The organism is Paracoccus sp. (in: a-proteobacteria), assembly GCF_032007265.1.
Classification (GTDB): Bacteria; Pseudomonadota; Alphaproteobacteria; order Rhodobacterales; family Rhodobacteraceae; genus Paracoccus.
On record NZ_DALZMB010000052.1, the window covers coordinates 1 to 26,746 of the forward strand.

Genomic DNA, 26,746 nt, shown 5'->3' on the forward strand with positions numbered 1-26,746 from the left:
TTCTGGGCGCTGCCCCATCAGCTGCCCCCAGAGGGTGATTGGAAAAGCTGGGTGATCATGGGCGGGCGTGGTGCGGGGAAAACCCGTGCCGGGTCCGAGTGGGTGCGTCGGCAGGTCGAGGGGACGACCCCCGACGCACCCGGGCGAGCAAGGCGTGTCGCGCTGGTGGCCGAGACCTTTGATCAGGGTCGCGATGTGATGGTCTTTGGCGATAGCGGCATTCTTGCCTGCTCTCCTGCGGATCGGCGACCTGTCTGGGAGGCAAGCAAACGCAGGCTGGTCTGGTCCAATGGGGCGGTTGCGCAGGTTTTCTCGGCCCATGAGCCCGAGGCGTTGCGCGGCCCTCAGTTCGATGCGGCATGGGTGGATGAATTGGCCAAGTGGAAAAAGGCCGATGATACCTGGGATATGCTGCAATTCGCGCTGCGCTTGGGGGATCATCCCCAGCAGGTTGTTACGACAACCCCGCGCAATGTGGGGGTGCTGAAGGCGATCTTGAAAAATGCCTCGACCGTGGTCACCCATGCGCCGACCGAGGCCAACCGTGCCTATCTGGCAGAAAGCTTTCTGGCTGAAGTTCAGGCCCGCTATGCCGGTACCCGGCTTGGCCGGCAAGAACTGGAGGGGGTCTTGCTGGATGATGTCGAAGGCGCGCTTTGGACCACCGCGATGATCGAGGGGGCGCGGGTGGACAAGGCGCCTGTATTAGACCGGATCGTAGTTGCGGTGGACCCGGCCGTCACCGGCGGCAAGGCCAGCGATGAATGCGGCATTGTGGTGGCAGGGGTGGTCATGGCCGGGCCTGTACAGGATTGGCGGGCCTATGTTTTGGAAGATGCCAGCGTGCGGGGCGGGCCTTCGGATTGGGCGCGGGCCGCGATCGCGGCAATGGCGCGCCACGGGGCCGAGCGGCTGGTTGCCGAAGTGAACCAAGGCGGCGATTTGATCGAGAGCGTCATTCGACAGATCGACCCAAATGTTGCGTTTCGGGCCCTGCGTGCGGGGCGGGGCAAGGGGCTGCGCGCCGAGCCGGTTGCGGCGCTTTACGAGCAGGGGCGTATTCGGCATCTGCGGGATTTGGGCAAGCTGGAAGATCAGATGTGCGCCATGACCGTGAGAGGGTTTGAGGGGCGCGGCTCTCCTGATCGGGTGGATGCGCTGGTTTGGGCCATCCACGAGCTGATGATCGCACCCGCCGGAGGTTTTAGCCGTCCTGCCATTCGCGGGCTGTAAAGGCCGGGGGCTGCGCGCCCCCGCACCCCAGCGGGATATTTAGACATGAGAGAGCAGGTGCGCCGCTGTGATCCGATCAGGATTTTGCGGGGCGCGGCCGATTTTGATCAGGGTGAGGAGGGACAGATGGCGTTTCGGTTGTTCGGGCGGCAGGCACAGGCCAAGCCCGCAATGGAGATGAAGGCGAGTGCCACGGGGCGGATCGTGGCGATGGCGTCGGGTCTGGGGCGCGTGGTCTGGTCACCAAGGGATTTGGCGAGCGTGACCCGGCATGGATTTGTCGGAAATCCGGTAGGCTTTCGTGCGGTTCGCTTGATTGCCGAGGCGGCTGCCGCGGTTCCGTGGCTTTGTCAGGATCGTGAGCGGCGCTATGACGCCCATTCGGTTCTGGATTTACTGCGCAGGCCAAATCCCGGTCAGGGGCGGGCAGAATTGCTTGAGGCCTTGTTCGGGCAGATGTTGTTGAGCGGGAATGGCTATCTGGAGGCCGTGGGGGAGGGGAGCGAGGGCCTTCCGGCAGAGTTGCATGTCTTGCGCTCGGACCGGATGAGTATCGTGCCGGGTGATGACGGTTGGCCGGTGGCCTTTGAATATGCGGTGAGCGGGCGCAAGCACCGCTTTGACATGACCGGATCGCCCGATCCGATCTGTCATATCAAGAGTTTTCACCCGCTTGATGATCACTATGGCTTGTCACCGATGCAGGCCGCGGCGGTGGCGGTCGATGTTCACAACAGTGCCAGCGCCTGGTCCAAGGCCTTGTTGGACAATGCAGCGCGCCCCTCGGGGGCGATTGTCTATCGTGGCGCAGATGGTCAGGGCAGCCTTTCCGCTGAGCAATATGAGCGCTTGATCACGGAGATGGAGCTGCATCATCAGGGCGCGCGCAATGCCGGGCGGCCGATGTTGCTGGAGGGGGGGCTGGACTGGAAACAGATGGGCTTTTCGCCAAGCGATATGGAGTTTCACGAGACCAAGCAGACGGCCGCTCGTGAGATCGCACAGGCCTTTGGCGTGCCACCGATGCTGCTGGGGATACCGGGGGATGCGACCTACGCGAATTACGCCGAGGCCAACCGTGCCTTTTATCGCCTGACGGTTCTACCTTTGGCGTCTCGCGTGGCGGCGGCAATTGCCTGGTGGCTGTCAGAGCATCTGGGCAGCGAAGTTGATCTGCGCCCAGACCCCGATCAGATTCACGCCTTGGGTGAAGAGCGCGATCAGCATTGGCGCCGCATTGGCGCGGCTGAATTCCTGACGGTGGCCGAAAAGCGCATCGCGCTGGGCCTGCCGCCGCTGCCAGAGGACTGATCATGGAGGGGGGCCGATTTCTGAAAGAGCCTGCGATCTGGAGCGATCAGCGTTTTGAAACCCAAGAGCGCATCATGGCGCTGCAATTCGGGCAGGTTGAACGGCGGCTTGAACGGATCGAGGCGCTGATCGAGGGGCTGGAGCGCCGGTTATGGATGACGGTTTACGGCGTTGTCGCGGTCATCCTGACCCAAGCCGTTCAATCCATTATGCAATATGCCCCGAAAGGAGGATGAGATGAGTTCAACGGTTGGTGGGCTTGAACTGAAATTCCTGCCCGTGCGGGGCAACGGGGCGCAAGGCATCCGGACGGATGGCACCAGCATCGAGGGCTATGCAAGCCTGTTCGGGCTGTCCGATCAGGGCGGAGATACGGTTCGCGCGGGCGCCTTTGCTGCATCTTTGGCGCGGCTTCGGCAGAAGGGCGAGCGGGTGCGTATGCTGTGGCAGCACGATCCCACACGTCCGATCGGGGTCTGGGACGAGATCCATGAGGATGCCAAGGGGCTTTGGGTCAAGGGCAGGCTTTTGCCTGAGGTGGCCCAGGCCCGCGAGGCTGCGGCCCTGATTGCTGCGGGGGCGATCGATGGTTTGTCGATCGGCTATCGCACGGTCTCGGCCGAGCGGGCGGGGATAGAGGGCGCCGACAAATCCCGTGCCGTGAAGGGGCGCCGTATCTTGACCGAGCTGGACCTTTGGGAGGTTTCGCTTGTGACATTTCCGATGCTGCCTGACGCGCGTGTCGGGCGGAAGTCGGAAGATTCCATCGCTTTGGCACAGGCGTTTCACGTCGCCACCCGCGCGCTGCGCGCGGGCTAACCGGCCAAGCGCCAAGAGTTCACCACAATGGAGGGGAAGGAATGACCGAGGTGAAAGCCGCGGACGGGACAGATGTGCCCGGAGATCTGGCCGAGGAGGTGATGGGGTTCGTTTCAGAACTCAAGAACTTTCGCAAAGACATTCAGGATCAACTTAAAAAGCAGGAAGACCGCATGAATATCCTTGACCGTAAGTCCGCCCACCGTGGCCGTGCCCCGCTTTCGACAGTGGCCGATACGGACCAGCCCCATCAAAATGCGTTCAATGCCTATCTTCGCCAGGGCGATGATGACGGGCTGCGTGGTCTGGCGCTGGAAGGCAAGGGCATGACCACCATCAGCGACGGCGGCTTTCTGGCCGCTCCGCAGGTTGCCGCGCAGGTTCAGGACGCGCTGCTGGCAAGGGTTTCTTTGCGGGCGGTGGCCAATGTCGTCACGGTCGAATCCGCAGCCTATGAGGTTTTGGTCGAGCGTGGCGCCATGGGCAGCGGCTGGGCCACGGAAACCACGGTCACGGAAACCGACAGCTCGATCATCGAGCGCGTGGTCATTCCGGTCCACGAGCTTTCGGCGATGCCCAAGGCCAGCCAGCGCCTTTTGGATGATGCCGCTTTTGACATCGAAAACTGGCTGGCGGGTCGCATCGCCGAGAAATTCGCCCGTGCCGAGGCCGCAGCCTTTATCAATGGCGATGGCGTGAACAAGCCCAAGGGCCTGCTAACTGCCCCTTCGGCGGCAAACCATGCGGCCACTTCTTCTGAGATCGGGGTCATCAATTCGGGGGCCTCGGGGGATTTTCCTGTCGCCAATCCGGCCAGCACCTTGATCGAGATGGTCTATTCGCTTGCCCCTGAATTCCGGGCGAATGCGACCTTCATCATGAACTCGCGCACCGCAGCCAGCATCCGCAGAATGCGCGATGCGGATGGTCGCTTCTTGTGGAGCGATTCTTTGGCAGCAGGCCAGCCCCCCTATCTGCTGGGTTATCCGGTCCTGATCTGCGAGGACATGCCCAACATGGCACAGGGCGTCAAAGCGATCGCGTTTGGCGATTTCAATGCCGCCTATACGATCGTCGAGCGCCCCGATCTGCGGGTTCTGCGCGACCCCTTCTCGGCCAAGCCGCATGTGCTTTTCTATGCGACCAAGCGTGTCGGCGGGGGCGTGACCGACCCGCGCGCCGTCAAGCTGATGAACTTCGCCTGATCTAGGGCGAAGGGGGTGCGCTGGCTGCTTGCCGCTCCGGCAACGCAACTGTCCGCGCGCGCAACGGCAGGGCCGCGGGCGCACCCCGTTTCATCTGGCAGCAGAGAGGATCTGCGGGAAGGGAGGGATCGGAAATGATGCTAGTAGAAGAGACAGCGCCCCCGACCGAGGCGCTGCCCATTGCGGCATTTCGCGACCATCTGCGGATGGGCTCGGGATTTGCCGGGACGCAGGACGGGGCAGAAACGCTGGCATTGGCGGGCTATTTGCGCGCAGCGATTGCGACGATCGAGGCGCGCACGGGAAAGGTGTTGCTGACGCGCCGCTTTCGCCTGCGGCTGGAGGGCTGGCGTGATGATCAGGGCCAAACCTTGCCGCTTGCGCCGGTTCACGCGCTTCACGAGGTTGAAATTGATGACGGGCTGGGTGCGACAACGGTGGTTTCACCCGATTTATACCGCCTTGTGCCAGATACGCAGCGCCCCTGGGTCGCGCCGCGCGGTGGCTTTTTGCCGGCCACTCCTGATCGCGGTTTTGTCACGCTGCATTTCACCGCTGGCTTTGGTGAGAGCTGGGATCAGGTTCCGCCCGATCTGGCGCAAGCGGTGATGCTTTTGGCAGCACGCTTTTATGAGGATCGCAGCTTTGACGGGCTTGGCGCCGCGTTGCCGCATGGGGTCAGTGCCCTGATTGAGCGGTGGCGTTCGGTGCGCATTCTGGGCGCAGGCCCGGGCAGGGCAAAACGATGAGCGCGCCGCAGCTGAATGTGGCGCTGGTTTTGGAAACCCCGCTGCGAGAACCCGATGGCCATGGCGGATTTCGCCTGAGTTGGCGGGCCGAGGGTCGGCTTTGGGCCGAAATGGTGGCCGGGACCGGCGGCGAGCGCATCGCAGAGGTCGGCCCCAAAAGCCAGGTGAGCTGGCGCATCACCATCCGCGCCGCGCCCTTTGGCGATCCGCGCCGCCCGCGACCCGAGCAAAGGCTGCGCCTGGGCGAGCGGGTCTTTCAAATTCAATCGGTGGCCGAAGCCAGGCGGGATGGGCGCTATCTGACCTGCCTTGCCCAAGAGGAGTATCGCGCATGAGTTATACTGCTTCGCTGGCCTTGCAGGGGGCGGTCTATCAGGCCCTGCGCGACAATGCCCCTTTGGCCAGCCTGATCGGGGACGCCGTTTATGATGCCATGCCGGTTGCGGCACCGGGCGGGGTTTATGTCTCGCTGGGGCCCGAGGATGTGCGCGATGCCGGAGACGCCACGGCTGGCGGATCGCGCCATGATTTCGTGATCTCGGTTCTTTCGGGAACGGATGGCGCCAATGGCTTTGCCGAGGTCAAGGCCACTGCCGCAGCCGTGGCTGAAGCGCTGGAGGGGGTAAGCCTGACGCTGGATCGCGGCCGCCTTGTCGGCTTGTGGTTTCAGCGCGCAACCGCGCGTCGGGTGGAAAATGGCGCGGGCCGCAGGATCGATCTGACATTTCGTGCCCGCATAGATCTGGGCTGAGGGGAACAGCAAATGACGGTACAAAACGGACGTGATCTGTTGATCAAGATGGATATGACTGGCGATGGTCAATTCGAAACCATCGCGGGTCTGCGGGCGTCGCGCATTGCCTTTAACGCCGAGACGGTTGATGTCACCAGCCTCGAAAGCGAGGGGCGCTGGCGCGAGCTGCTTGGCGGGGCGGGGGTGCGCTCGGCCTCGATCTCGGGGTCGGGGGTGTTTCGCGATGCCACGACAGATGAGCGCGCGCGGCAGGTGTTTTTCGACGGCGAAGTGCCGCGCTTTCAGGTGGTGATCCCCGATTTTGGCACGGTCGAGGGGCCGTTTCAGGTGACCAGTCTGGAATATTCCGGCACCTATAACGGCGAGGCCACCTATGAGGTGTCGCTGGCCTCGGCCGGGGCGCTTTTATTCGTCGCATTCTAAGGGGGCGGAGATGGTCAATCCGTTCGCAGGCGAAGTCGAGATCCGACTGAATGACGAAATCCTGCCTGCCAAGTTGACGCTGGGGGCCTTGGCTGAACTTGAGGCCGAATTGGGCGATGAAAGCCTGCTGGCGATGATCGCGCGCTTTGAGGGCGGGGCCTTTAAAAGTCGCGATGTCCTGGCGGTGATCGTGGCCGGATTGCGCGGCGCAGGATGGACGGGTCGGGCAAGCGATCTGCTGCAGGCCGATCTGCAGGGCGGGCCGGTGGCGGCGGGACTTGCGGCGGCGCAATTGCTGAGCCGCGCCTTTCAAGGCCCGCCCACATGACAGCCGCAATCAAGGACCGTGCCGACAATCTTGGCCAAAACCACGCCGCTTTGGGGTTGGATTGGGCAGGGCTGATGCGTGTTGGCATGTCGCCGCGCGCGATGGGAGGGCTGGGGCTGGTTCCGGATGCGTTCTGGCGCCTTTCGCCGGGCGAGTTGGCGCTGATGTTGGGGATCAGCCCCGGCGCGGGCGTGATGACCCGGGATCGGTTGGCAGAGCTGTCAGCCCGCTTTCCCGATGCCGATAGGGCCAAGGCCGTCTCGGCCTGAGGACAATCGTTTCAATCGACAGGATGTTGCGCATGGCAAACAAGGACGGGCTTGACCATCTTGCAGATGGTCTTGGGGCTGGGCTGGGCGATGGGCTGGATCAGGGTGGCAAGATGACCGCCGCCTTTGAGGCCGAGTTGGCGCGCCTGCGGCAGTCGATGATCTATACCAGCCGCGAGGTCGGCACATTGTCCGCCGGTATCGGAGGTGGCTTGCGCCGCGCCTTTGAGGGGCTGGCCTTTGACGGGATGCGTCTCAGCGATGCGCTGAAAGGGGTGGCCCAGTCGATTGCGCATAGCGCCTTTGCGGTTGCGATGCGCCCCATCGAGCAGGCCCTGTCCGGCGCGATCACGCAAGGCATTGGCTCTTTGGCGGCAGGGGCACTGCCTTTTGCCAATGGTGGTGCCTTTGTCTCGGGCAGAGTGACGCCCTTTGCGCGCGGCGGCGTCGTGACCCAGCCCACCACATTTCCGATGCGGGGCGGGCTGGGACTGATGGGCGAGGCGGGCCCCGAGGCGATCATGCCGCTGCAACGCGGAGCCGACGGGCGCCTTGGCGTGGCCTCGAACGGGGGCGGGCAAGGTCGCGCGATGAATGTGACGATCAATGTCTCGACGCCGGATGTGGCGGGATTTCAACGCAGTCAAAGCCAGATCGCCGCTCAGATGGGCAGGCTTTTGGCGCGTGGCGACAGGAATGGATGACAGATGGCCTTTCATGAAATCAGGTTTCCAGCAAGCCTTTCGTTCGGGTCAGTTGGTGGTCCCGAGCGGCGTACCGAAATCGTCGCCCTGTCCAATGGTCACGAAGAACGACGCACCCCTTGGGCCCATTCGCGACGCCGATATGATGCGGGTCTTGGGCTGCGCTCGCTGGATGATGTGGCCACGCTGATCGCGTTTTTCGAGGCCCGGGCCGGACAGCTGCACGGTTTTCGCTGGAAGGATTGGGCCGATTACAAAAGCAGCCTGCCCAATGGCGTGCCGCATTTTCAAGATCAGATCCTGGGGCATGGCGATGGGCGCAGCACGCAGTTTCAGCTGAGCAAGGATTATGCCTCGGGGCCGGGGCGCTATGGGCGGGTGGTGACAAAGCCGGTCGAGGGCACGGTTGTGATCGGCATTGGTGCCGATCAAATGCGCGAGGTGGTGGATTTTCGGGTCGATCATGCGACGGGTATCGTTCATTTCATCGCGCCGCCCGGGCCGGGTGCGGTGGTGAGTGCAGGTTTCGAATTCGACGTTCCTGTCCGCTTTGACAGCGATCATATCGCGGTCTCGGTGGCGTCTTTTCGGGCCGGAGACCTGCCACAGGTCCCGATCATCGAGGTGCGGCAATGAGCGGGGCTTTTCTTGCGCGGGCCTGGTCGGTCGCGCGCCGCGACGGCATGGTTCTGGGTTTCACCGATCACGACCAGCCGCTGACATTTGACGGGCTGGTCTTTCGTCCTGATGCCGGGCTGAATGCGCAATCGCTGGTTCAGGTAGCCGGGCTTGCGGTGGATAATACCGAAGCCATGGGCATTCTCTCCGATGACGCGATCACGGAGATCGACCTGATGAGCGGGCGCTGGGACGCCGCTGAGGTGCATCTTTGGGAGGTGGACTGGACCGATTCGTCCAAGCGCCGCCTGATATTTCGCGGACATCTGGGCGAGGTTTCCCGCAACGGCGGGGCGTTTCGCACCGAACTGCGCGGGCTTTGCGAGCCGCTGAACCGGGTTCAGGGGCGTGTCTATCATCCGCGCTGTGGCGCCATCCTGGGCGATGGAGCATGTCGGATGGACCTAAGCAGGCCCGGCTATCAGGGCGAGGCTGCGGTGATCAGCCACAAGGATGGTGTGCGGCTGATATTGTCGGGGCTGTCAGGGCATGAGCCGGGCTGGTTTGAGCGCGGCCGCCTTGAGGTCCTGAGCGGGGCGGCAACCGGATTGGGCGGGGTCATCAAAAACGATGAAGAGACCGCCGAGGGGCGGGTGATCGAGCTATGGTCCGGTTTGGGCATCCACCCCGGCCAAGGGGATCTGCTGCGGCTAAGCGCAGGCTGTGACAAACGTGCCGAAACCTGTCGCCTGAAGTTTTCCAATTTCCTGAACTTTCGCGGCTTTCCGCATTTGCCGACCGAAGACTGGCTGCTGGCCCCCCATCTTATCCGGGCGGGCAGCACATGAGGGCGGATGTGGTGGCTGTCGCGCGTGGATGGCTGGGAACGCCTTATGTGCAGCAGGCCTCTCAGCGAGGGGTAGGGACGGATTGTCTGGGCCTGATCCGGGGCGTGTGGCGTGACATCGGCGCCCATGAGCCTGATGCGCCGCCGCCCTATACGCCTGATTGGGGCGAACTGGGCGGGGATGAGCTGTTGTTGCAGGCCGCGATGCGTCATCTGGTTTGCAAGCCCAACATGACGGCTGGGTGCGGTGATGAAACCTGGGCCAGTCATGAGGCCCCCGGCGATGTTTTGGTGTTTCGCATGCGCACCGGCGCAATTGCCAAGCATCTGGGCATCCAGCTGACCACGGGGGCTGGGGCCAGTTTTATTCACGCCTATGACAGGCACGGGGTCGTTGAAAGCCCGTTGACCCAGCCGTGGCGCGCGAAAATCGCGGGGCGCTTCGCTTTTCCGCGTTTGTAGCATTTATCGAAAGGACGGATCGCAATGGCGACGATACTGCTTTCAGCGGTCGGGGCATCGCTTGGCGCGGGCTTTGGCGGAACGGTGCTTGGCCTGTCGGGGGCGGTCCTTGGGCGCGCGGTCGGTGCCTCGATCGGAAGGGCGATCGATCAGCGTATTCTGGGACAGGGCGCGCGCGCAGTCGAGACTGGGCGTGTTGACCGGATGCGGATCCAGACTGCAGGCGAAGGGACACCGATTGCGCGCCTGTGGGGCCAGATGCGCCTTGCGGGACATGTCATCTGGGCCAGCCCTTTGACCGAGACGCGCCACACTCAGGGTGGCGGGAAGGGCGCAGGACCGCGTGTGACCGAGGTGGGCTATCGTCTTAGCCTTGCGCTGGGGCTGTGCGAAGGGCCGATCCTGGGGGTGGGTCGGGTATGGGCCGACGGCGAGGAAATCTCGGTCGATGATCTGGATTTACGCATCTATCACGGCACCGAGACCCAATTGCCCGATCCGGTCATCGCGGCCATCGAGGGCAGCGAGGCACCGGCATATCGCGGCATCGCCTATGCGGTCATCGAGGAGTTGGGGCTGGAACGCTGGGGCAATCGCGTGCCCCAGTTCAGCTTCGAGGTCTTGCGTGCTGCCAAAGGTGGAAAGGGCATGTCGCGTCAGCTCGAAGCGGTGGCCCTTATTCCGGCTACGGGCGAATATGCGCTGGCAACCACTCCGGTCAGCTTTGACCTTGGTTTGGGTGAAACCCGCGTCGCCAACCGGAATCTGGCCTCGGGGGTGACGGATTTTGCGCAATCCTTGCGTGGGTTGCGCCGCGAGCTGCCCAGTGTGGGATCTGTGTCCTTGGTGGTCTCGTGGTTTGGTGATGATCTGCGTGTCAATCACTGTAGCATCCGCCCCAAGGTCGAGGCCCGCAAGCCGGAAGGCCAGGAAATGCCCTGGCGCGCAGGCGGGATCGGCCGCAGTTCGGCACTTGAGGTTGCGCGCAGGGATGATCGCCCGATCTATGGTGGCACGCCCGCCGATGCCGCCGTGATCGAGGCGCTGCGCGCGCTTGCCGCAGGCGGTCAGCGGGCCGTTTTCTATCCCTTCATTTTGATGGAGCAGCTGGCCGGCAACCAGCGCCCGGACCCTTGGACGAACTCCGGATCGCAGCCCGTCATGCCTTGGCGTGGGCGCATCACCAGCTCTGTCGCTTTTGGCCGCACGGGCAGCCCCGATGGCACGATTGCCGCCGAGGCCGAGGTCCAGGGGTTCTTTGGCGCAGCTTTGGCTGATGACTTCAGTCGGGCCGGAGGAAAGATCAGCTATTCAGGCCCCGATGAATGGTCCTATCGGCGTTTCATTTTGCATTACGCCCATCTTTGCGCCGAGGCCGGAGGCATCGATAGTTTTCTGATCGGCTCGGAGATGGTCGGTCTGACGCGCATTCGCGGGGCCAATGGCAGCTTTCCCGCTGTGGCCGAGCTGCGCCGCCTGGCACGCGACGTTCGTACCATTCTGGGCCCGTCGGTGAAAATCGGCTATGCTGCTGATTGGTCGGAATATTTTGGCTATCATCCCGGCAATGGCGATGTGCATTTTCACCTTGATCCGCTGTGGGCCGATCCGGATATCGATTTCGTCGGTATCGACAATTACGTGCCTTTATCGGATTGGCGTGACGGCGAGGATCACCTGGACGCCAAATGGCGGCGCATCGACAACCCTGACTATCTGCGCAGCAATGTAGCCGGCGGCGAGGGCTTTGACTGGTATTATGCCCGCGACGCCGACCGCGACGCGCAGATCCGTACGCCGATCACCGATGATGCCTATGCCGAACCATGGATCTGGCGCTACAAGGATATTCGCAACTGGTGGTCCAGCCCCCATCACGACCGCATCAAAGGTGCGCGCCAAAGCCAGCCAACTGCATGGATTCCCGGATCCAAGCCGATCTGGTTCACCGAGATGGGCTGTGCGGCGATTGATAAGGGCACCAACCAGCCCAATAAGTTTCTGGATGCCCATAGCTCGGAATCACAGCTGCCCTATTATTCGGACGGGCAGCGCGATGACGCCATCCAAGCGGCCTATCTGCGCGCAATGACGGAATATTGGGGCAATCCAGCGCATAACCCGCCCCGGGCGGCCTTCGGACGGATGGCGGCCGGGCGCATGGTCGATATGGCGCGTGCTCATGTTTGGTGCTGGGATGCCAGACCCTATCCGGCCTTTCCGGCGCGGCGTGATTTGTGGTCTGATGGTGGGGCATGGGCGCGTGGGCATTGGCTGAATGGCCGTGCCTCGGCCGCGCCTTTGGCAGATGTCGTGGCCGAGATTTGTCTTGAGGCCGGCGTGCGCCATTTTGACGTTGCGGGGCTGTCTGGCGTGGTGCGGGGCTATGCCCCTGGCGGGCTTCAGACCGGGCGTGCGGCCTTGCAGCCTTTGATGCTGGCCTATGGTTTCGATGCGGTTGAACGAAACGGCGTTTTACGCTTCACGACGCGCGATGCCCGGGTGGATGCATCCGTCACCCGCGATGATCTGGCCCTGGCGGACGGCGTTTCGGGCTTTGAGGTTGTCCGCGCATCCCAGGCCGAAATTGCCGGGCGCATCCGGCTGACCCATATCGAGGCCGGGAATGATTTCAGCACCGTCACTGCCGAGGCCATGTTGCCTGATGGGGAATTTGCGCAGGTCGCCGATAGCGAACTGCCCTTGGTTCTGACCCGTGCCGAGGGCCGGGCCATGGCTGAGCGCTGGCTCTCGGAGGCGGTGATTGCGCGCGATAGCCTGCGTTTTGCCTTGCCACCCTCGCGCAGCGATATTGGACCGGGGGATGTGGTCCTTGTCCACGAGGATCGCGGGCACCCCAAGCGTTGGCGCATCGACAGGATCGAGCGGGCAGGCGGGCAGGTTCTTGATGCGGTGCGGGTCGAGCCGGGGGTGTATCGCGCGGCACGCGCAAGCGACGACACCGTCGCGCTGCGCCCCTTCACGCCTGCCGTTCCCGTGTGGCCGGTCTTTCTGGACCTGCCGCTTTTGCGCGGGGATGAGGCCCCTTATGCGCCCTATCTGGCCGCAACTGCCACGCCTTGGCCGGGGCAGGTCTCGGCCTGGATGTCCGATCAGGTTCAGGGTGGTTACCGGCTGAATACCCAACTGGACCGGCGCGGCGTGATCGGGCGCAGCGAGACGCCTTTGGCGGCCGCGCGTGCAGGGGTCTGGGACCGTGGCCCCGCGTTGCGGGTGCGGCTGAAAGGGGGCGGGTTGCAAAGCGTCACCGAGGCGGGGCTGTTGGCCGGGGCCAATTTGTTGGCGATCGGGGATGGCAGCCCCGAGGGCTGGGAGCTGATCCAATTTGCGCAGGCCACCCTGATTGCCCCCGATCTGTGGGAGATCAGCCATCGTCTGCGGGGGCAGGCCGGGACAGATGCCTTTATGCCCGAGGTTTGGCCTGCGGGCAGTATCGTCGTCTTGCTGGATGGTGCGGCGCGACAGGTCGATTTGGCCCCCTCGGCCCGCAATCAACAGCGTCACTGGCGCATTGGACCGGCATCGCGCGGCCCAGATGATCCCAGCTATCGCCAGATCGACATGGCCTTTCGCGGCGCGGGCTTGCGGCCTTTGGCGCCCTGCCATCTGAATGTTGCGCAAAGGCAGATCACATGGGTTCGACGCGGGCGCATTGCGGCGGATGGTTGGGACGGTCCTGATATTCCGCTGGGCGAAACGCGCGAGCGATATCTGCTGCGGCTTTTGCAAGCCGAGACCTTGCTGTCCGAGGTTGTGGCCGAGACCCCGGAATGGACCATTTCACCCGTGCTTTGGCAGCAAATTCCACCGGGCAGCGCCCTGATCATCGAAGTTGCGCAGCTATCGGATGAATTCGGGCCGGGCCCCTTTGTCAGGAGAACGATCAATGTCTGAGAACACCACAAGCAACAACGGCTTGCCCCTTTTGATGCCCGCTCAGGCGCAAAAGCATGTCACCGTGAATGATGCGCTGTTGCGGCTGGACGCGATGGTCGATCTGGTGCTGCAAAGCCTGACGCGAACAACGCCGCCAGAACTTGCCCCGGACGGCATGTGCTGGGCGGTTCCTGCGGGCGCGGTCAATGGCTGGCAGGGCAAGGCGGGGCTAATCGCGATTGCCGCGAATGGCGGCTGGGTTTTTGCCGCGCCCAAATATGGGCGTCGCGCCTTTGTCGCCGATCAAGGGGTCCAGGCCATTCACGATGGGCAGGTCTGGGTGGCCGGGGCGCTTGATCTGGGGGGCCATGGCTCTGGGTTGGTGGCCACGCAAAGCAGTCATGAGGTGACTTTGACCTCTGGCGCGCAGATCGATAGCGCGCTGATCATCCCCGCTGGCGTGATGGTGATTGGCGTTGTGGCCCGAGTGACCACCGCGATCACAGGCACGCTGACGTCTTGGCGGATGGGCACCCCAGGCGCAGAGAATCGTTTCGGTGAAGGCTTGGGTAAAGGCCAGGGCGCCTGGGCGCGCGGGATCTTGTCTCAACCCATGACCTATTGGGATCCGGCGGCGGTTCGGCTGACGGCCACGGGTGGCAATTTCGCGGGCGGAAAGGTGCGGCTGGTCGCCCATTGGTTGGAACTGCGCCTGCCAAATTGAGCTGTGGCTTTTCGTGCCCGTCCCTTTCCGATAGAAGAAGGGTCGAAACAGGACGGGCATATCAGATGAATCTGCAAGGAGATCTTGGGGCTGTGGCAGCTTTGAATGACGCCGTCCGACCGGACCCACTTTGGACGCGCATCCAACGAGAGGCGCGCGTCGCTGTGCGCGAAGAGCCGCTTTTGGGCGCGTTGATTCATGCCGGATTGCTGCATCACGCCACATTCGAGGCCGCATTGGCCTATCGATTCTCGTTGAAACTGGCCTCGCGCGAAATGAGCGAGCAGATCTTGCGTGAACTGGCCGATGCCGCCTATGCACGCTCGCCCGAGCTGGGACGGGCGGGGCGCGCCGATCTTGAAGCGGTTTATGATCGCGACCCTGCGACGCATCGCCTGATGCAGCCCATCCTGTTCTTCAAAGGATATCAGGCGCTGCAAGCTTATCGAATCGGCCATTGGCTATGGCAGGAGGGCCGTCATGACATGGCCTATTTCGTGCAGATGCGCTGCTCGGAGGCCTTTGGCGTGGACATTCATCCGGCCGCCAAGATCGGTACGGGCGTCATGATCGATCACGCACATTCCATCGTCATCGGTGAAACGGCGGTGGTGGGCAACGACGTGTCGATGCTGCATTCGGTGACGCTTGGCGGTACGGGCAAAGAGGATGGCGATCGTCATCCCAAGATCGGCAATGGCGTGATGATTGGTGCGGGCGCGAAAGTGCTGGGCAATATCCGGGTTGGCAATCATTCGCGCATTGCCGCGGGTTCGGTCGTGCTGAGCGAGGTTCCCCCCGGCAAAACCGTGGCCGGTGTGCCGGCGCGCATCGTTGGGGATGCGGGTTGTGCCGATCCTTCGGGGTCGATGAACCAGCTTTTGGGCCACGAGGGTTTGTTTTAACCCCGGCGCCGCTAGCCTGCGTCACGACGAACCAAGGATGCAAAGCAGCAGCAAATTGCGGGCACGGGTTTAACTCCGTGCCCGATCTTGATCACAGCCAGTCGCGATTGCCGCTGCCGGTCAGTTCTTGCAAGGTGATGTTTTCACGCTGAAGGCGCGCGTCCAATTCCTGCAAGATCGTGCCAACCAGCGAAAACCCCTGAAAGATCAGCGCTGAATAGATCTGGAGCACGCTGGCACCTGCACGGATTTTCTCCCAGGCATCATCGGATGAGGAAATCCCGCCAACGCCAATGATCGGGATCGCGCCATTGGTCTGGCGATAAAGCCTTGCCAGAACACGGGTCGAACGTTCAAAAATCGGTGCCCCCGAAAGCCCTCCTGCCTCGCGTGATTGGGCATCGGTGATGCCCTCGCGTGACAGGGTGGTATTGGTGGCGATAATCGCATCAACGCGGGCGTTCAGCGCAACAGCTGCAATATCGGCAATGCCTGCCTCATCAAGGTCCGGCGCGATCTTGATAAAGACCGGAGGCCGTTTGGACAGCGCATTGCGGGCGCTGATCACACCGTCAAGAAGCGCGGCAAGGGCTTCGGGCCCCTGAAGATCGCGCAGCTTTTCGGTGTTGGGCGATGAGACATTGACGGTCACGAAATCCGAGACCTCGCCGGCCTGACGCACGACCTCGGCAAAATCGGCGCTGCGGTCCTGGCTGTCCTTGTTGGCGCCGATGTTCAGGCCGACCGGAATGCCGCCCCGATTTGCGCTTTTGTGATGCGCCAGCCGGCTCGCGATGGCGGCGACCCCTTCGTTGTTAAACCCAAAGCGGTTGATGATTGCGGATTCGCCCGTCAGCCGGAATAAGCGGGGTTTGGGGTTGCCCGGTTGCGCACGCGGGGTAGCTGCGCCGACTTCGATAAAGCCAAAACCAGCCTTGGTCAGCGCTTTGATCACGCGGGCATTCTTGTCAAATCCCGCAGCCAGACCCAATGGGTTTTCCAGCGCCAATCCCGCAATCTGCGTCTTGAGGCGTGGCGAGGTGAAGGGCTTTCCGGGCAAGGGAACAGCGCCCGCACGCAAAGCCATGATCGACAGCTCATGCGCGTGTTCGGGGCTGAATTTATGCAGCGCGCTTAGGCCCAGTCTCTCGATCAGCTTCATGCGAGTTCTCCGATGTCATGGCCGGTGGAGCTAAGGGGGATGGGGCGTTGCCACAAGATATCGGCCCGCATCATATCGCGGTAAAGATGCGGAAACAGCGCACCACCGCGTGAGGGCTCCCATTTCAGGGGGTCCAGTTTGTCGGCATCAAGAGCCAGCAGCATCAGCCCGCTTTCACCTGCAAAATGCTTGGCCAAAGTGCCCGGCACCTGCGCGGCGGTCGAAAGGTGAATATAACCATCCGCCAGATCAACTGGCGCGCCAGAGGTTTGGCCCGCCAGATCAAAAGCAAGATATTCGGATTCGCGAAGGATTTTATAGATCAGCATGCGCGTGTCTTGCGTCGGCTCTGCCAGCGGGTCAAGGACGAGTTAGCCCTTGCCGCAGCCTTTTGTGAATCGCCTGCAGGGGGTGCCCAAGATCCGCGTGATTTGAGATTGGCGCACATTGACGCCCGCATGCGCTTGAACCAATCTGGCCCCTGAAATTCGCAATTCTGATGGGTGGGTATTTGTGATGACACGCTGGTTCATGGTCTCGGTTGCGGGCATCGCGCTTTGGGCAAGCGCTGCGCAAGCCGATTACACGCTTCATATCCTGCACATCAACGACTTTCACAGCCGGGTCGAGGCGATCAATGGCTCGGACAGCACCTGCGACGCCGAGGCGGATGCCAAGGGCGAGTGCTTTGGCGGGATTGCGCGGCTTGGTACGAAAGTGCGCGAATTGCGCGATCAGCTGAAGGCCGAGGGGCAGAATGTCATTTTGCTTGATGCGGGCGATCAGTATCAGGGCAGCCTTTTCTATACGACCTATAAGGGCAAGGATACGGTCGAGTTCATGAAGGCTATTGGCTTTGACGCAATGGCCGTCGGCAACCATGAATTCGATGATGGCCCAGAGGGGCTGGCTGTGTTGGCCGATGGCGTGGCCTTTCCGATTGTCTCGGGCAACCTTGATCTGAGCAAATCCAACGTTTTGAATGGCAAGATTGACGACACTTTGACCCTAGAGGTCGGTGGGGAAAAGATTGGCATCGTTTCGGCACTGGCCACGGATACGCCGGAAACGGCCTCGCCCGGCGAGGCGGTCGTCTTTCACGACGATATCGAAAGCCTGACGCAGGATGCCGAGGCGCTGAAAGAGGCGGGGGTGAACAAGGTCATTGCCTTGACCCATGTCGGCTATAAGCGGGATCTGCAGATCGCCGAAAAGGTCGCGGGCGTCGATGCGGTGATCGGGGGGCATAGCCATACACTTTTGGGGGATATGGAGGGCGCAAGCGGCCCCTATCCCACCCTGGTCAAAGATGCGGCCGGCGTCGAGGTTCCGGTTGCCACGGCCTATGCTTACGGCAAGTATTTGGGCCATCTGGTTTTGACCTGGGATGACAAGGGCAAGCTGATCAAGGCCGAGGGCCAGCCGATTTTGCTGGATGCCTCGGTCAGCCCCGATCCGAAGCTTGCCGCCCGCGTCAGCGAAATGGCCGAGCCGATCAATGCGCTGAAACAAAAGGTCGTTGCCGAGATTGCAGCGCCCATCAACGGTGATCGCAACGATTGCCGGCAGCGCGAATGTGAAATGGGCAATGTTGTGGCGGATGCCATGCTGGACCGGGTACGCGCCCAAGGTGTCACGATCGCGATTGAAAACGGGGGCGGATTGCGCGCCTCGATCGATCAAGGGCCAGTGACGATGGGCGAAGTCCTAAGCGTTCTGCCGTTTCAAAACACGCTATCGACCTTTGAGCTGAAGGGCGCGGACGTTGTGGCCGCCCTTGAAAACGGCGCCAGCCAATATGAAGAGGCGGCGGGCCGCTTTGCGCAGGTTTCCGGGCTGAAATATACGGTCGATCCGGGCGCAAGCGCAGGGTCGCGCATCAGCGATGTTCAGATCTATTCGGGTGATGGCTGGCAGCCAATTGATCTAACGGCCGTTTATGGCGTGGCCTCTAACAACTATCTGCGCTCGGGCGGGGACGGGTTCAAGATATTCGAGACGGCAGCCATCAATGCCTATGACTTCGGTCCCGATCTGGCGGATGTTCTGGCAGAATACCTGTCACGCAAAGGGGCGGGCTTCAAACCCGAGCTGGATGGGCGGATCACGGTTAAGCCTGTCGCCGCGGCGCCCGCAGAAGACGCCACGACGCAAGCGCCCAAGGCCAATTAAGCTGCCGATCCCCACAAGGTCTGGGCGGCATTTGGGCAGGCCTTAGTGGACGCAGGCAAGCTTGCGCCCGGATTTGACATGGCGGTCTGCCAGCTCGTGGCCTTTGTGATCATCCAGCAGAGGCCGCGACGCGACGGGCTGGTGCTGGTCTCGGCTACGCAACTCTGGAAATAGCGAGAAAATCTCGCGGCGCGCAGCCGCATCCATGCCGCCGATTGCCTGTGGGCCCAGAAAAAGGGACTCGGTCCACGCCCCGTTTGAAAGCAGGATTTCATGGCGATCAAGCAGCAGGTGCAGATAGGTGACCCCCTCGGCAGGGTGCAGCACCTCGATCCCATCCACCCCTCGCAGGTGCTTTGCTGGTACCAAAACCTCTTTTGACCCTGAAAAACGCCGTGAAGTTGCCGAGTTGATCAAGATGCGATGCTGGGGCGAGACGGTCAGGTCACTTGAGGGAAGCTGCGCACCCAAGGCCCCCGCCGAAATGCGCACGGGCAGAAGGTTGGGTTGCAGATCCAGACGCCCGGCCGACACATAGGTCTGTCCAATCCAGCGGATCGGTTGAAGGCCGTGATCGCGGGTCAGGACCAGATCTCCGACGGCTAGGGTTTCCACCAAGCGCTTGCCGCCTTCAGCCTCGATCCATGTGCCGCGGGTAAAACAAGGGGGATCGGCTGGGAAATAATCAAATCCCTCGCCCATCTGGGGGGCATAGGCCGAAGAAAATCTGAAGGTCTCGGCCGGGTTGAAGCGGGGCGTGACAATCTGACCATCGGGCGTTTTAACCGAGACGGGAAAGATGAAAAGCGCCGTGCGGTCGGCCACGATTTCCTTGGTGTACCAATCCTTTGGGCTGTAATAGCCGGGAAAGAAAATCGCGAATTCATTGCCCTGACTATCGGTGATGTAGGATCCGGGCACGCTGGACAGCTGCGTGCCATTGGGCATGATCCGGCCACCAAAACTGGTATCCTCGATCAGGATCTGCATGTCGGGCCTTAGGCCCTGATCTGCGGGCGAAAGATAACTGAACTGATTATCGTTATCGCTGATCGTGACCGTCGACAGCGTGGCATTTTGAAAGCTAAAGCTGTTGTAGTAGTTATAATAGGGCCGGTGGGCATTCATATCGTACGGGTCAATGTCCCGGTTGAGCCAAACCGGTTGAGGTAATATCGCCATAAGAATGTCGGATGGCATGGAGCTACCTTGCAGCCTAGGGTTGATACACAAGTACAACCACGGCGCCCGTCTCATCTCCTAGACATATAGCTATTCAAAGTGATCTTTCCTGGCTTAAGCCCAGGATGGTGATCGATTTGCAACAAAATATCGTGTTAATTAATTGTTTATTAACGAAAATTTAAGATTTCGTTAATCTTTGGACCAGCCTCGGGCTCAGGCCTCGGGGTCAGGCCTCAGGGTCGGCGTCCAGCTCGGTCGAGAGGAAGCGCTCGAAGTCATCCAGATCAACGGGATCGAACTGACCAAAGCTTTGCATCCAGACCGAGGCATGGCGCATGCTGTCGGGCTGAAGCTTGCACCAGATGATCCTGCCGCGCCTTTCCTGACGGATCAGCCCCGCCGCGGCGAGGGTCGCCAGATGCTTTGAAATCGCCGCAAGGCTCATGTCAAAGGGCTGTGCCACATCGGTGACGGACATGTCGTCTTCCAGCAGCATGGCAAGGATCGCACGCCGCGTCGGATCGGCCAGCGCGGCGAATATGAGGTCAAGAGTGGGCGGTTGAAGCGTCATCACGCCATTGTTCAACTTTCGGGTTGAATATGGAAGGGGGCGCACGAGGGCGAAGGGCAGACCTTTGGTCGCAGATGGGCCTTTATCAACATTAAGCAAAATCAATGACTTAATAATATTTCCGCGCTGCTTGACTCACGCCCCCCCTGCACCTATCAACGCCGCAATCGAGTCAGGGAGCAACGGCTTTGAACACAGGACCCGACACAGAGGCCGAAAGGGCCCGTGACGCGGCCCGGTTGCAAGAGCTGGAGACCCGACTGAAGGGGAAAAGCGGCATCGCTCGCGGATCTCGGACAGAAGATCACTTTAGTCAGGCCAATATGGCTTGGCGTATGGTGACGGAGATGGTGGCGGGTCTGCTGCTGGGCTTCGGAGTAGGATACGGTCTGGACTATCTGATGGGCACGATGCCGATCATGTTGGTCATTTGCGTCCTTCTTGGCCTTGTGGCCGGTGTGAAGGTCATGATGCGGACCGCTGCGGAAATTGGAAAGAAGCCGGGGCATTCCGGCGACCACGAGGGTGAATGACGATGGCGACAGAAGAACACGGCGGTGGCTTGAACTTCCACCCGATGGACCAGTTTATCGTCAAGCCGTTGTTCGGTGACGGTGCTGTTCACTGGTACACCCCCACCAACGCGACGCTGTGGATGGCGCTGACCGTTCTTGCGATCATCGCTTTGCTGGTTTTCGGCACGCGTGGCCGCGCTGTGGTTCCCAACCGTACCCAGTCGATCGCCGAGCTGATGTACGGCATGGTTCGCAAAATGGTCGAAGATGTGACCGGCAAAGACGGGGTGAAGTATTTCCCCTATGTCATGACGCTGTTTTGCTTCATTCTTTTCGCTAACGCGCTGGCCTTGCTGCCCAAGTCGTTCTCGTCGACCTCGCATATCGCTGTGACCGCGGTTCTGGCCGTCTTGGTGTTCGTCGGTGTGACGGTTCTGGGTTTCGTCAAGAATGGCGCGCATTTCCTGGGCCTGTTCTGGGTTAGCTCGGCACCCTTGGTGCTGCGTCCGGTTCTGGCCGTGATCGAGCTGTTCTCGTATTTCGTTCGCCCTGTCAGCCATTCCATTCGTCTTGCTGGCAACATCATGGCGGGCCACGCAGTTCTTAAAGTTTTCGCAACCTTCGGCGCCATTGCGATGATCATGCCGCTGTCGGTTCTGGCTATTGTCTCGGTCTATGCACTTGAAGTGCTGGTGGCTGTTGTGCAGGCCTATGTCTTTACCATCCTGACCTGTGTCTACCTCAAGGACGCGCTGCATCCGTCGCACTAAGCGGCGGATCAGGGTCAGACAAAAGTTTCAATCTTTCCAAGCCTCAAGGAGCATGAACATGGAAAGCCAACTCGCTCAACTCGGTCAGTACCTCGGCGCGGGCATTGCTTGCTTCGGCATGGCTGGTGCTGCAATCGCTGTGGGTAACGTCGCTGGTAACTACCTGGCAGGCGCACTGCGCAACCCGTCGGCAGCTGCTTCGCAAACCGCGACGCTGTTCATCGGCATGGCATTCGCAGAAGCTCTGGGGATCTTCTCGTTCCTCGTCGCTCTGCTGCTGTTGTTCGCAGTCTGATCCTTTGCCATCCTTGCGGTTGGGTGGGGGCGTGATGCGCCCACCCGATTGTGAAACGACCGGCATGGGGTAGGATATGTTCAGCCTGTTACAACAGACCGCGCCCGCCGTGGTCGAATCAACTGAAACGGTGGTCATCACCGAATCCGCAGAAGCCGCGCAACATGTTGCGACCGCTGCGGATGCCGTTGCCGCTCATGGCGCATCGGCCCCCGGGATGCCGCAACTCGACGTTACCACCTATGGCAACCTGATCTTCTGGTTGCTGATTGCATTGGTGGTCATCTACTGGGCGCTTTCGCGCATTGCGCTTCCGCGCATTGGCGGCGTTCTGGCAGACCGTCAGGCAGCCATCACCGGCGATCTGATGTCCGCCGAGGAATTCAAGCAGAAGGCCAAGGACGCCGAAGCTGCCTATGACAAGGCGCTTGCGGATGCCCGGGCTGAAGCTGCGAAAATCGTGGCGGCCAATAAGGCAGACATCCAGAAAGAACTGGATGCGGCAATCGCGCATGCGGATGCCGAGATCTCTGCCCGGACCTCTGAATCTGAGCAGCGCATCGGCGAGATCCGCGCTTCGGCACTGGACGATGCACGCCTTGTGGCGCGCGATGTCACCGAAGAGCTGGTTCGCGTCTTTGGCGGTTCGGCCGATTTGGGTCTGATCAACGAGGCCGTCGATCAGCGCCTGAAAGGAAGCGTGCAATGAAACGTCTCAGCATTCTTCTGGCTCTGAGCGCGAGCCCGGCCTTTGCGGCCTCGGGCCCGTTCTTCTCGCTGGCCAATACCGATTTCGTCGTGACGATCGGTTTCCTGGTCTTCGTGGGGATCTTGCTTTATTTCAAGGTTCCCTCGATTGTCGGCAAACTGCTTGACAAGCGCGCCGAAGGCATCCGTGACGATCTGGCCGAAGCCCGTCGTCTTCGCGAAGAAGCTCAGGAGATCTATGCCTCCTACGAGCGTCGTCAGCGCGAAGTCAGCGGTCAGGCAGATGAGATCGTCGCAAATGCCAAGCGTGCTGCGACGGCTCAGGCCGAGAAGGCGAAAGAAGACCTTAAAGTCTCGATCGCTCGTCGTCTGAAAGCTGCCGAAGAGCAGATCACCAGCGCCGAAACCGACGCCGTTCGCGCAGTGCGTGACCGTGCGATCCAGGTTGCCGTCTCGGCAGCAAGCGAGATCCTGAAACAACAGGTTTCGCCCGCAGATCGCAGCGCCGGCATCGACAAAGCTATCGAAGATGTCAGCCGCCGTCTGAACTAAGATCAGACGCGCCAAGAATATTCACTGGACAGTGATCTAAGCCCTCGCCCCCGCGGCGGGGGCTTTTCCTATTGGTGGCGCGGATCGGGCGGGGGCATCGCGCTGCGTGGGGCCACGGATTGCCCATGAAAAAGGCCGGGAGGTGATCCCGGCCTTTTCGAATGTCTTTGGCTGATTAAGCGATTATCGGGTCGGATAGATCAGCACTTCGACGCGGCGGTTTTGCGCACGGCCTTGAGCGGTGTCGTTCGACGCGATCGGCTGAGCCGAGCCACGGCCAACGGTCGAAACGCGGTTCTGGGCCACGCCAGCTGCGGTCAGGATGCCTGCGACCGAACGCGCACGGCGCTGCGACAGGTCCATGTTATAGGCCTGCGAGCCGGTCGAGTCGGTATGGCCGATGACCTGGATCGTGCTGTTGGGATATTGGTTCAGGTTGCGGCCGATCGTGTACAGATCATTCTGGCCGGTCGCCGAGACGGCTGCGGAATCAATCGCGAACAGCGCCGATTCCGGCATCATCACCGCCAGGTGGTCGCCACGGTTGACGATCTGGATATTGGGGTTGGTGATCTGCTGTTTCAGCGCGCGTTCTTGCTGGTCAAGCAGCGAGCCGCCGACAGCGCCCACGGCCGAACCAAGGATCGCGCCTTTCACGGCGTTTTGCTTGCTCTCACCCGCGCCGATCAGACCGCCAACCACGGCGCCGGCAATGGCGCCCTGCTGGGTGCGGCTCATCTGACCCGTGCCGTCGGTCGGCTGGGTACATGCGCCAAGTGCGAAAACGCCTGCCGAAGCAAGAAGCAGCGAAATGCGGGTGTTCATTCCTAAACCTTTCCTTTGGGTCGCATGGGCGCCCCGTTGTCCCTGTTGCGGCTCATAAAAGAGCGGCTGACGTGAAAACTGAGATAGCCTGTCATAGGTTCCCGCCAAGTGCCAGAGTTCTTGCACTTTTGTTGGCTGTCGCCCGATCAGAAACTCGCGATGGCAAGGGGCGCAAGAACGGCGCCTTCGCGCGTCAGCAAGATGCGCTTGACGGCCTCGCCCCAGTGATAACCGCCAATTGCGCCCCCCTTGCGGGTCACGCGGTGGCAGGGCACGGCCCAAGACACAGGGTTCTGGCCAACAGCCGTACCAACGGCGCGCACCGCACCCGGCTGGCCGATGCGATCGGCAAGATCGGCATAGCTGGTGACCTCGCCAAAGGGGATGTCCAGCAGGCCGCGCCAGACCTTGACCTGAAAGGGCGTGCCGACAAGACGCACGCGGACCTCTCCTTGGCCCGTCTCCAGGGCTTGGATGGCCGGGGCCAAAGCCTCGGGTGCCTCGACATAGCGGGCGCGGGGCCAGCGACGTTCCAGATCCTGGCGGACCTCTGCCTCGGGGGTTTCCTTGGCAAAGCCAAGCGCCCAGATCACGCCTTCGGCGCCAAAGGCAATGACCGTGCCCATGGCTGTCTCGAAACGGCCTGTGCAGATGGTCATGCCGCGCTCGTCAGTCGGGGTTTCCGCCACCACGATGGTCAGGCCAGGCTGTGGCAAAGTCCTAGAGAACAGGGTTTTGGTCATGGCGCCTCGCTTTCGTGAGATAATGCAGCAAATGCGACACGAGTTCCGCAGTCAGGTCAAGTTCGCCTGCTTGCACAAAGCCGCGGGGCAGGGCATCAGATCACCATGAGCAAAGCCAGTTCCCCCCGCCTTCCTCAGGCGTTGCCCTTTGGCACGCAGGTCGCCTTTTTCTCGCGTTTGCGCGAAAGCAATCCTGCGCCTGTGACCGAGCTGAACTTCGTCAACCCCTATACGCTGGTCGTAGCCGTGGCGCTGTCGGCGCAGGCCACCGATATTGGCGTCAACAAGGCGACCAAGGCGCTTTTCGCGCAGGTCCAGACGCCTCAGGCGATGTTGGACCTGGGCCTTGAAGGTCTGACCGAGCATATCAAGACGATTGGGCTTTTTCGCCAGAAAGCCAAAAACGTCATGGCCATGTCGAAAATCCTGGTCGAGGATTATGACGGGCAGGTGCCCAGCTCGCGTGCGGCGCTGATGCGCTTGCCCGGCGTTGGCCGCAAAACGGCGAATGTCGTTTTGAACACCGCCTTTCACATGCCCGCCCAGGCCGTCGATACCCATATCTTTCGCGTGGGTAACCGCACCCATATCGCGCCCGGGCGCGACGTCGATGAGGTCGAGCGTGCGATCGAAGATAATATTCCCGCCGAATTCCAGCAGGATGCCCATCACTGGCTGATCCTGCATGGCCGCTATATCTGTCAGGCCCGACGTCCGCGCTGCGCGGTTTGCGTCGTCTCTGATCTGTGTCCCTATGAGGAGAAGACCATATGACTACCCCCTACGTGATCGGCATCGGCAATGCAGTCATGGATATGATCGCGCCGACCGAGGATGCGGTGCTGGCCCAGCTCGGCATCGAAAAGGGGATCATGCAGCTGATCGATCGTGATCGTGCCGAAGCGCTCAGTGCCGCACAAGCGCAGGGCCAGACCGCCGCGCGTCTGGTGCCGGGCGGATCTGTTGCCAATACCTTGGCAGGGATTGGTATGCTTGGGCTGAAAACCGCCTTTATCGGCAGGGTTGCGGCAGATGGTCTGGGCCTGTCCTATGCAGAACAGACCGAGGCCTCGGGCACGGTGTTCGTTAATGCGCCGGTCGCGGGTGAAGTCGATCCGACGTCGCGTTGCCTGATCTTTGTCACCCCCGATGGCGAGCGTTCGATGAACACCTATCTGGGGATCTCTGCCGAGCTGGGCGAGGATGATGTTGATCCGGCCGTGTTTTCCGGCGCGGGCTGGCTGTTCCTTGAGGGGTATCTTTTCGACAAGCCCAAGGGCAAGGCGGCGTTTCTTAAGGCGGCACAAGCCTGTCACGATGCCGGCGGGCAGGCTGGCATTGCTTTGTCCGACCCGTTCTGCGTCGATCGCCACCGCGAAGACTTCCGCCGACTGATCGCGGGGCCGATGGATTATGTGATCGGCAATGTCCATGAATGGACCTCGCTTTATCAGACCGATGATCTTGAGGCGGCCTTGGCGCAGGCCCGCGCAGATTGCGGCCTTGTGATCTGCACCCGCTCTGGTGAGGATGCGATCCTGATCCGCGGCGAAGAGCGCGTCTCGGCGCCGGTCCATAAAATCGTCCCCCTCGACGCGACTGGTGCGGGAGATCAGTTCGCCGCGGGCCTGATCTATGGATTGGCAACCGGGGCTTCGCTGGCTGCGGCGGGTCGCATGGCTTGTATCGCTGCCGCCGAGGTGATCGGCCATGTCGGCCCGCGCCCCGAACGTGACCTGCGCGCTGATTTCCGCGCAGAGGGGCTGATCTGATCCCTAAAAGGGGCAAGCTGCGAAACTTCTTGGATTAAACCGCGTTGATCGCAGGCTTTGCCCCGGCCACCATTTGGTTAGAACGGGGCTGGGGCGGGGCTGTTTCCCGCGACAATGTGCTTTCCTGCAGGAGGACGAGATGGGACTTTTTGACAAGATCAAGGGCGCAATCTGGGGCGAGGCCGAGGCCGCAGAGCCGGCGGCGCCCGCGCCCAGCCCGGCACCTGC

General features: G+C 61.6%; 32 protein-coding genes. 26 read left to right on the forward strand and 6 right to left on the reverse strand.

From position 1 onward, the window contains the following. The 18 genes from RTS12_RS11920 to cysE all read left to right on the forward strand — a co-directional run. The coding region (locus tag RTS12_RS11920) for a DNA-packaging protein (protein ID WP_312528746.1) at positions 1-1,233 on the forward strand (1,233 nt) is incomplete at its 5' end. 126 nt (positions 1,234-1,359) lie between these two features. After that, on the forward strand, positions 1,360-2,544 hold the full coding sequence (locus tag RTS12_RS11925) for a phage portal protein (RefSeq protein ID WP_312528748.1): 1,185 nt from the start codon (positions 1,360-1,362) through the stop codon (positions 2,542-2,544). 2 nt (positions 2,545-2,546) lie between these two features. Further along, positions 2,547-2,780 (forward strand): hypothetical protein, encoded by a 234-nt coding sequence (locus RTS12_RS11930; protein ID WP_312528750.1) that lies wholly within the window; start codon positions 2,547-2,549, stop codon positions 2,778-2,780. A 1-nt stretch (position 2,781) separates the two neighbouring features. Then, the gene (locus RTS12_RS11935; RefSeq protein ID WP_312528752.1) at positions 2,782-3,363 is read left to right on the forward strand and encodes an HK97 family phage prohead protease; all 582 of its coding nucleotides are present in this window, start codon (positions 2,782-2,784) and stop codon (positions 3,361-3,363) included. Positions 3,364-3,404: 41 nt separating this feature from the next. After that, positions 3,405-4,568 (forward strand): phage major capsid protein, encoded by a 1,164-nt coding sequence (locus tag RTS12_RS11940; RefSeq protein WP_312528754.1) that lies wholly within the window; start codon positions 3,405-3,407, stop codon positions 4,566-4,568. 134 nt (positions 4,569-4,702) lie between these two features. Then, positions 4,703-5,317, forward strand: coding sequence for a hypothetical protein (locus RTS12_RS11945; protein ID WP_312528756.1), 615 nt, complete (start codon positions 4,703-4,705; stop codon positions 5,315-5,317). Then, positions 5,314-5,652 (forward strand): head-tail adaptor protein, encoded by a 339-nt coding sequence (locus RTS12_RS11950; RefSeq protein ID WP_312528758.1) that lies wholly within the window; start codon positions 5,314-5,316, stop codon positions 5,650-5,652. The genes RTS12_RS11945 and RTS12_RS11950 overlap by 4 nt, the downstream gene beginning before the upstream one ends. After that, positions 5,649-6,068, forward strand: a complete 420-nt coding sequence (locus RTS12_RS11955; RefSeq protein ID WP_312528760.1) for a DUF3168 domain-containing protein — start codon at positions 5,649-5,651, stop codon at positions 6,066-6,068. The genes RTS12_RS11950 and RTS12_RS11955 overlap by 4 nt, the downstream gene beginning before the upstream one ends. Positions 6,069-6,080: 12 nt before the next feature. Then, positions 6,081-6,494, forward strand: coding sequence for a phage major tail protein, TP901-1 family (locus RTS12_RS11960; RefSeq protein WP_312528762.1), 414 nt, complete (start codon positions 6,081-6,083; stop codon positions 6,492-6,494). A gap of 10 nt (positions 6,495-6,504) precedes the next feature. Beyond that, positions 6,505-6,822 carry a gene transfer agent family protein gene (locus tag RTS12_RS11965; RefSeq protein ID WP_312528764.1) on the forward strand — a complete coding sequence of 106 codons (318 nt, stop codon included), beginning with the start codon at positions 6,505-6,507 and terminating at the stop codon, positions 6,820-6,822. Continuing rightward, positions 6,819-7,091 carry a phage tail assembly chaperone gene (locus RTS12_RS11970; protein WP_312528766.1) on the forward strand — a complete coding sequence of 91 codons (273 nt, stop codon included), beginning with the start codon at positions 6,819-6,821 and terminating at the stop codon, positions 7,089-7,091. Before RTS12_RS11965 ends, RTS12_RS11970 begins: the two co-directional genes overlap by 4 nt. A 32-nt stretch (positions 7,092-7,123) precedes the next feature. Next, positions 7,124-7,795: a phage tail tape measure protein gene (locus RTS12_RS11975; RefSeq protein ID WP_312528768.1), complete on the forward strand. Its 672-nt coding sequence runs from the start codon at positions 7,124-7,126 to the stop codon at positions 7,793-7,795. Positions 7,796-7,798: 3 nt separating this feature from the next. Beyond that, complete coding sequence (locus RTS12_RS11980; RefSeq protein WP_312528770.1) at positions 7,799-8,431, forward strand: DUF2460 domain-containing protein; 633 nt, start codon at positions 7,799-7,801, stop codon at positions 8,429-8,431. Further along, positions 8,428-9,261 (forward strand): DUF2163 domain-containing protein, encoded by an 834-nt coding sequence (locus RTS12_RS11985; RefSeq protein ID WP_312528772.1) that lies wholly within the window; start codon positions 8,428-8,430, stop codon positions 9,259-9,261. The genes RTS12_RS11980 and RTS12_RS11985 overlap by 4 nt, the downstream gene beginning before the upstream one ends. After that, a complete protein-coding gene (locus RTS12_RS11990) occupies positions 9,258-9,722 on the forward strand; it encodes an NlpC/P60 family protein (protein ID WP_312528774.1) in 465 nt (154 codons plus the stop codon). Before RTS12_RS11985 ends, RTS12_RS11990 begins: the two co-directional genes overlap by 4 nt. Before the next feature lie 24 nt (positions 9,723-9,746). After that, positions 9,747-13,637 (forward strand): glycoside hydrolase/phage tail family protein, encoded by a 3,891-nt coding sequence (locus RTS12_RS11995; protein WP_312528775.1) that lies wholly within the window; start codon positions 9,747-9,749, stop codon positions 13,635-13,637. Further along, the gene (locus RTS12_RS12000; protein WP_312528777.1) at positions 13,630-14,343 is read left to right on the forward strand and encodes a DUF2793 domain-containing protein; all 714 of its coding nucleotides are present in this window, start codon (positions 13,630-13,632) and stop codon (positions 14,341-14,343) included. The genes RTS12_RS11995 and RTS12_RS12000 overlap by 8 nt, the downstream gene beginning before the upstream one ends. 65 nt (positions 14,344-14,408) lie before the next feature. Continuing rightward, positions 14,409-15,248 (forward strand): serine O-acetyltransferase, encoded by an 840-nt coding sequence (cysE, locus tag RTS12_RS12005; protein WP_312528779.1) that lies wholly within the window; start codon positions 14,409-14,411, stop codon positions 15,246-15,248. A 91-nt stretch (positions 15,249-15,339) separates the two neighbouring features. On the opposite strand, the gene RTS12_RS12010 is transcribed toward cysE, so the two are convergent. Then, on the reverse strand, positions 15,340-16,410 hold the full coding sequence (locus RTS12_RS12010; protein ID WP_312528780.1) for a quinone-dependent dihydroorotate dehydrogenase: 1,071 nt from the start codon (positions 16,408-16,410) through the stop codon (positions 15,340-15,342). Further along, positions 16,407-16,739: a DUF952 domain-containing protein gene (locus RTS12_RS12015; protein WP_312528782.1), complete on the reverse strand. Its 333-nt coding sequence runs from the start codon at positions 16,737-16,739 to the stop codon at positions 16,407-16,409. The genes RTS12_RS12010 and RTS12_RS12015 overlap by 4 nt, the downstream gene beginning before the upstream one ends. 187 nt (positions 16,740-16,926) lie before the next feature. On the opposite strand from RTS12_RS12015, the gene RTS12_RS12020 reads away from it, so the two are divergent. Then, positions 16,927-18,582: a bifunctional metallophosphatase/5'-nucleotidase gene (locus RTS12_RS12020; RefSeq protein ID WP_312528784.1), complete on the forward strand. Its 1,656-nt coding sequence runs from the start codon at positions 16,927-16,929 to the stop codon at positions 18,580-18,582. A gap of 42 nt (positions 18,583-18,624) precedes the next feature. Here RTS12_RS12020 and RTS12_RS12025 read toward each other — a convergent pair whose 3' ends face one another. Beyond that, positions 18,625-19,782: a Hint domain-containing protein gene (locus tag RTS12_RS12025; protein ID WP_312528786.1), complete on the reverse strand. Its 1,158-nt coding sequence runs from the start codon at positions 19,780-19,782 to the stop codon at positions 18,625-18,627. A gap of 211 nt (positions 19,783-19,993) precedes the next feature. Continuing rightward, a complete protein-coding gene (locus tag RTS12_RS12030) occupies positions 19,994-20,338 on the reverse strand; it encodes a metalloregulator ArsR/SmtB family transcription factor (RefSeq protein ID WP_312528789.1) in 345 nt (114 codons plus the stop codon). 188 nt (positions 20,339-20,526) lie between these two features. On the opposite strand from RTS12_RS12030, the gene RTS12_RS12035 reads away from it, so the two are divergent. The 5 genes from RTS12_RS12035 to RTS12_RS12055 all read left to right on the forward strand — a co-directional run bounded on the left by RTS12_RS12035 (position 20,527) and on the right by RTS12_RS12055 (position 23,178). Beyond that, positions 20,527-20,871, forward strand: a complete 345-nt coding sequence (locus RTS12_RS12035) for an AtpZ/AtpI family protein (protein ID WP_312528791.1) — start codon at positions 20,527-20,529, stop codon at positions 20,869-20,871. 2 nt (positions 20,872-20,873) lie between these two features. After that, entirely contained in the window at positions 20,874-21,623 is a 750-nt protein-coding gene (locus RTS12_RS12040; protein WP_312528792.1) for a F0F1 ATP synthase subunit A, read from the forward strand. A 58-nt stretch (positions 21,624-21,681) separates the two neighbouring features. Continuing rightward, a complete protein-coding gene (locus RTS12_RS12045; protein WP_312528794.1) occupies positions 21,682-21,918 on the forward strand; it encodes a F0F1 ATP synthase subunit C in 237 nt (78 codons plus the stop codon). Positions 21,919-21,994: 76 nt separating this feature from the next. Continuing rightward, the gene (locus RTS12_RS12050; RefSeq protein ID WP_312528795.1) at positions 21,995-22,627 is read left to right on the forward strand and encodes a F0F1 ATP synthase subunit B'; all 633 of its coding nucleotides are present in this window, start codon (positions 21,995-21,997) and stop codon (positions 22,625-22,627) included. After that, positions 22,624-23,178 (forward strand): F0F1 ATP synthase subunit B, encoded by a 555-nt coding sequence (locus RTS12_RS12055; protein WP_312528797.1) that lies wholly within the window; start codon positions 22,624-22,626, stop codon positions 23,176-23,178. The genes RTS12_RS12050 and RTS12_RS12055 overlap by 4 nt, the downstream gene beginning before the upstream one ends. A gap of 183 nt (positions 23,179-23,361) precedes the next feature. Here RTS12_RS12055 and RTS12_RS12060 read toward each other — a convergent pair whose 3' ends face one another. Continuing rightward, the gene (locus RTS12_RS12060; protein ID WP_312528798.1) at positions 23,362-24,003 is read right to left on the reverse strand and encodes an OmpA family protein; all 642 of its coding nucleotides are present in this window, start codon (positions 24,001-24,003) and stop codon (positions 23,362-23,364) included. 146 nt (positions 24,004-24,149) lie between these two features. After that, entirely contained in the window at positions 24,150-24,746 is a 597-nt protein-coding gene (locus RTS12_RS12065) for a methylated-DNA--[protein]-cysteine S-methyltransferase (RefSeq protein ID WP_312528800.1), read from the reverse strand. A 105-nt stretch (positions 24,747-24,851) separates the two neighbouring features. On the opposite strand from RTS12_RS12065, the gene nth reads away from it, so the two are divergent. After that, positions 24,852-25,520: an endonuclease III gene (gene nth / locus RTS12_RS12070; protein WP_312528802.1), complete on the forward strand. Its 669-nt coding sequence runs from the start codon at positions 24,852-24,854 to the stop codon at positions 25,518-25,520. Beyond that, the gene (locus RTS12_RS12075; RefSeq protein ID WP_312528804.1) at positions 25,517-26,518 is read left to right on the forward strand and encodes an adenosine kinase; all 1,002 of its coding nucleotides are present in this window, start codon (positions 25,517-25,519) and stop codon (positions 26,516-26,518) included. The genes nth and RTS12_RS12075 overlap by 4 nt, the downstream gene beginning before the upstream one ends. The last annotated feature ends 228 nt before the right edge of the window (positions 26,519-26,746 follow it).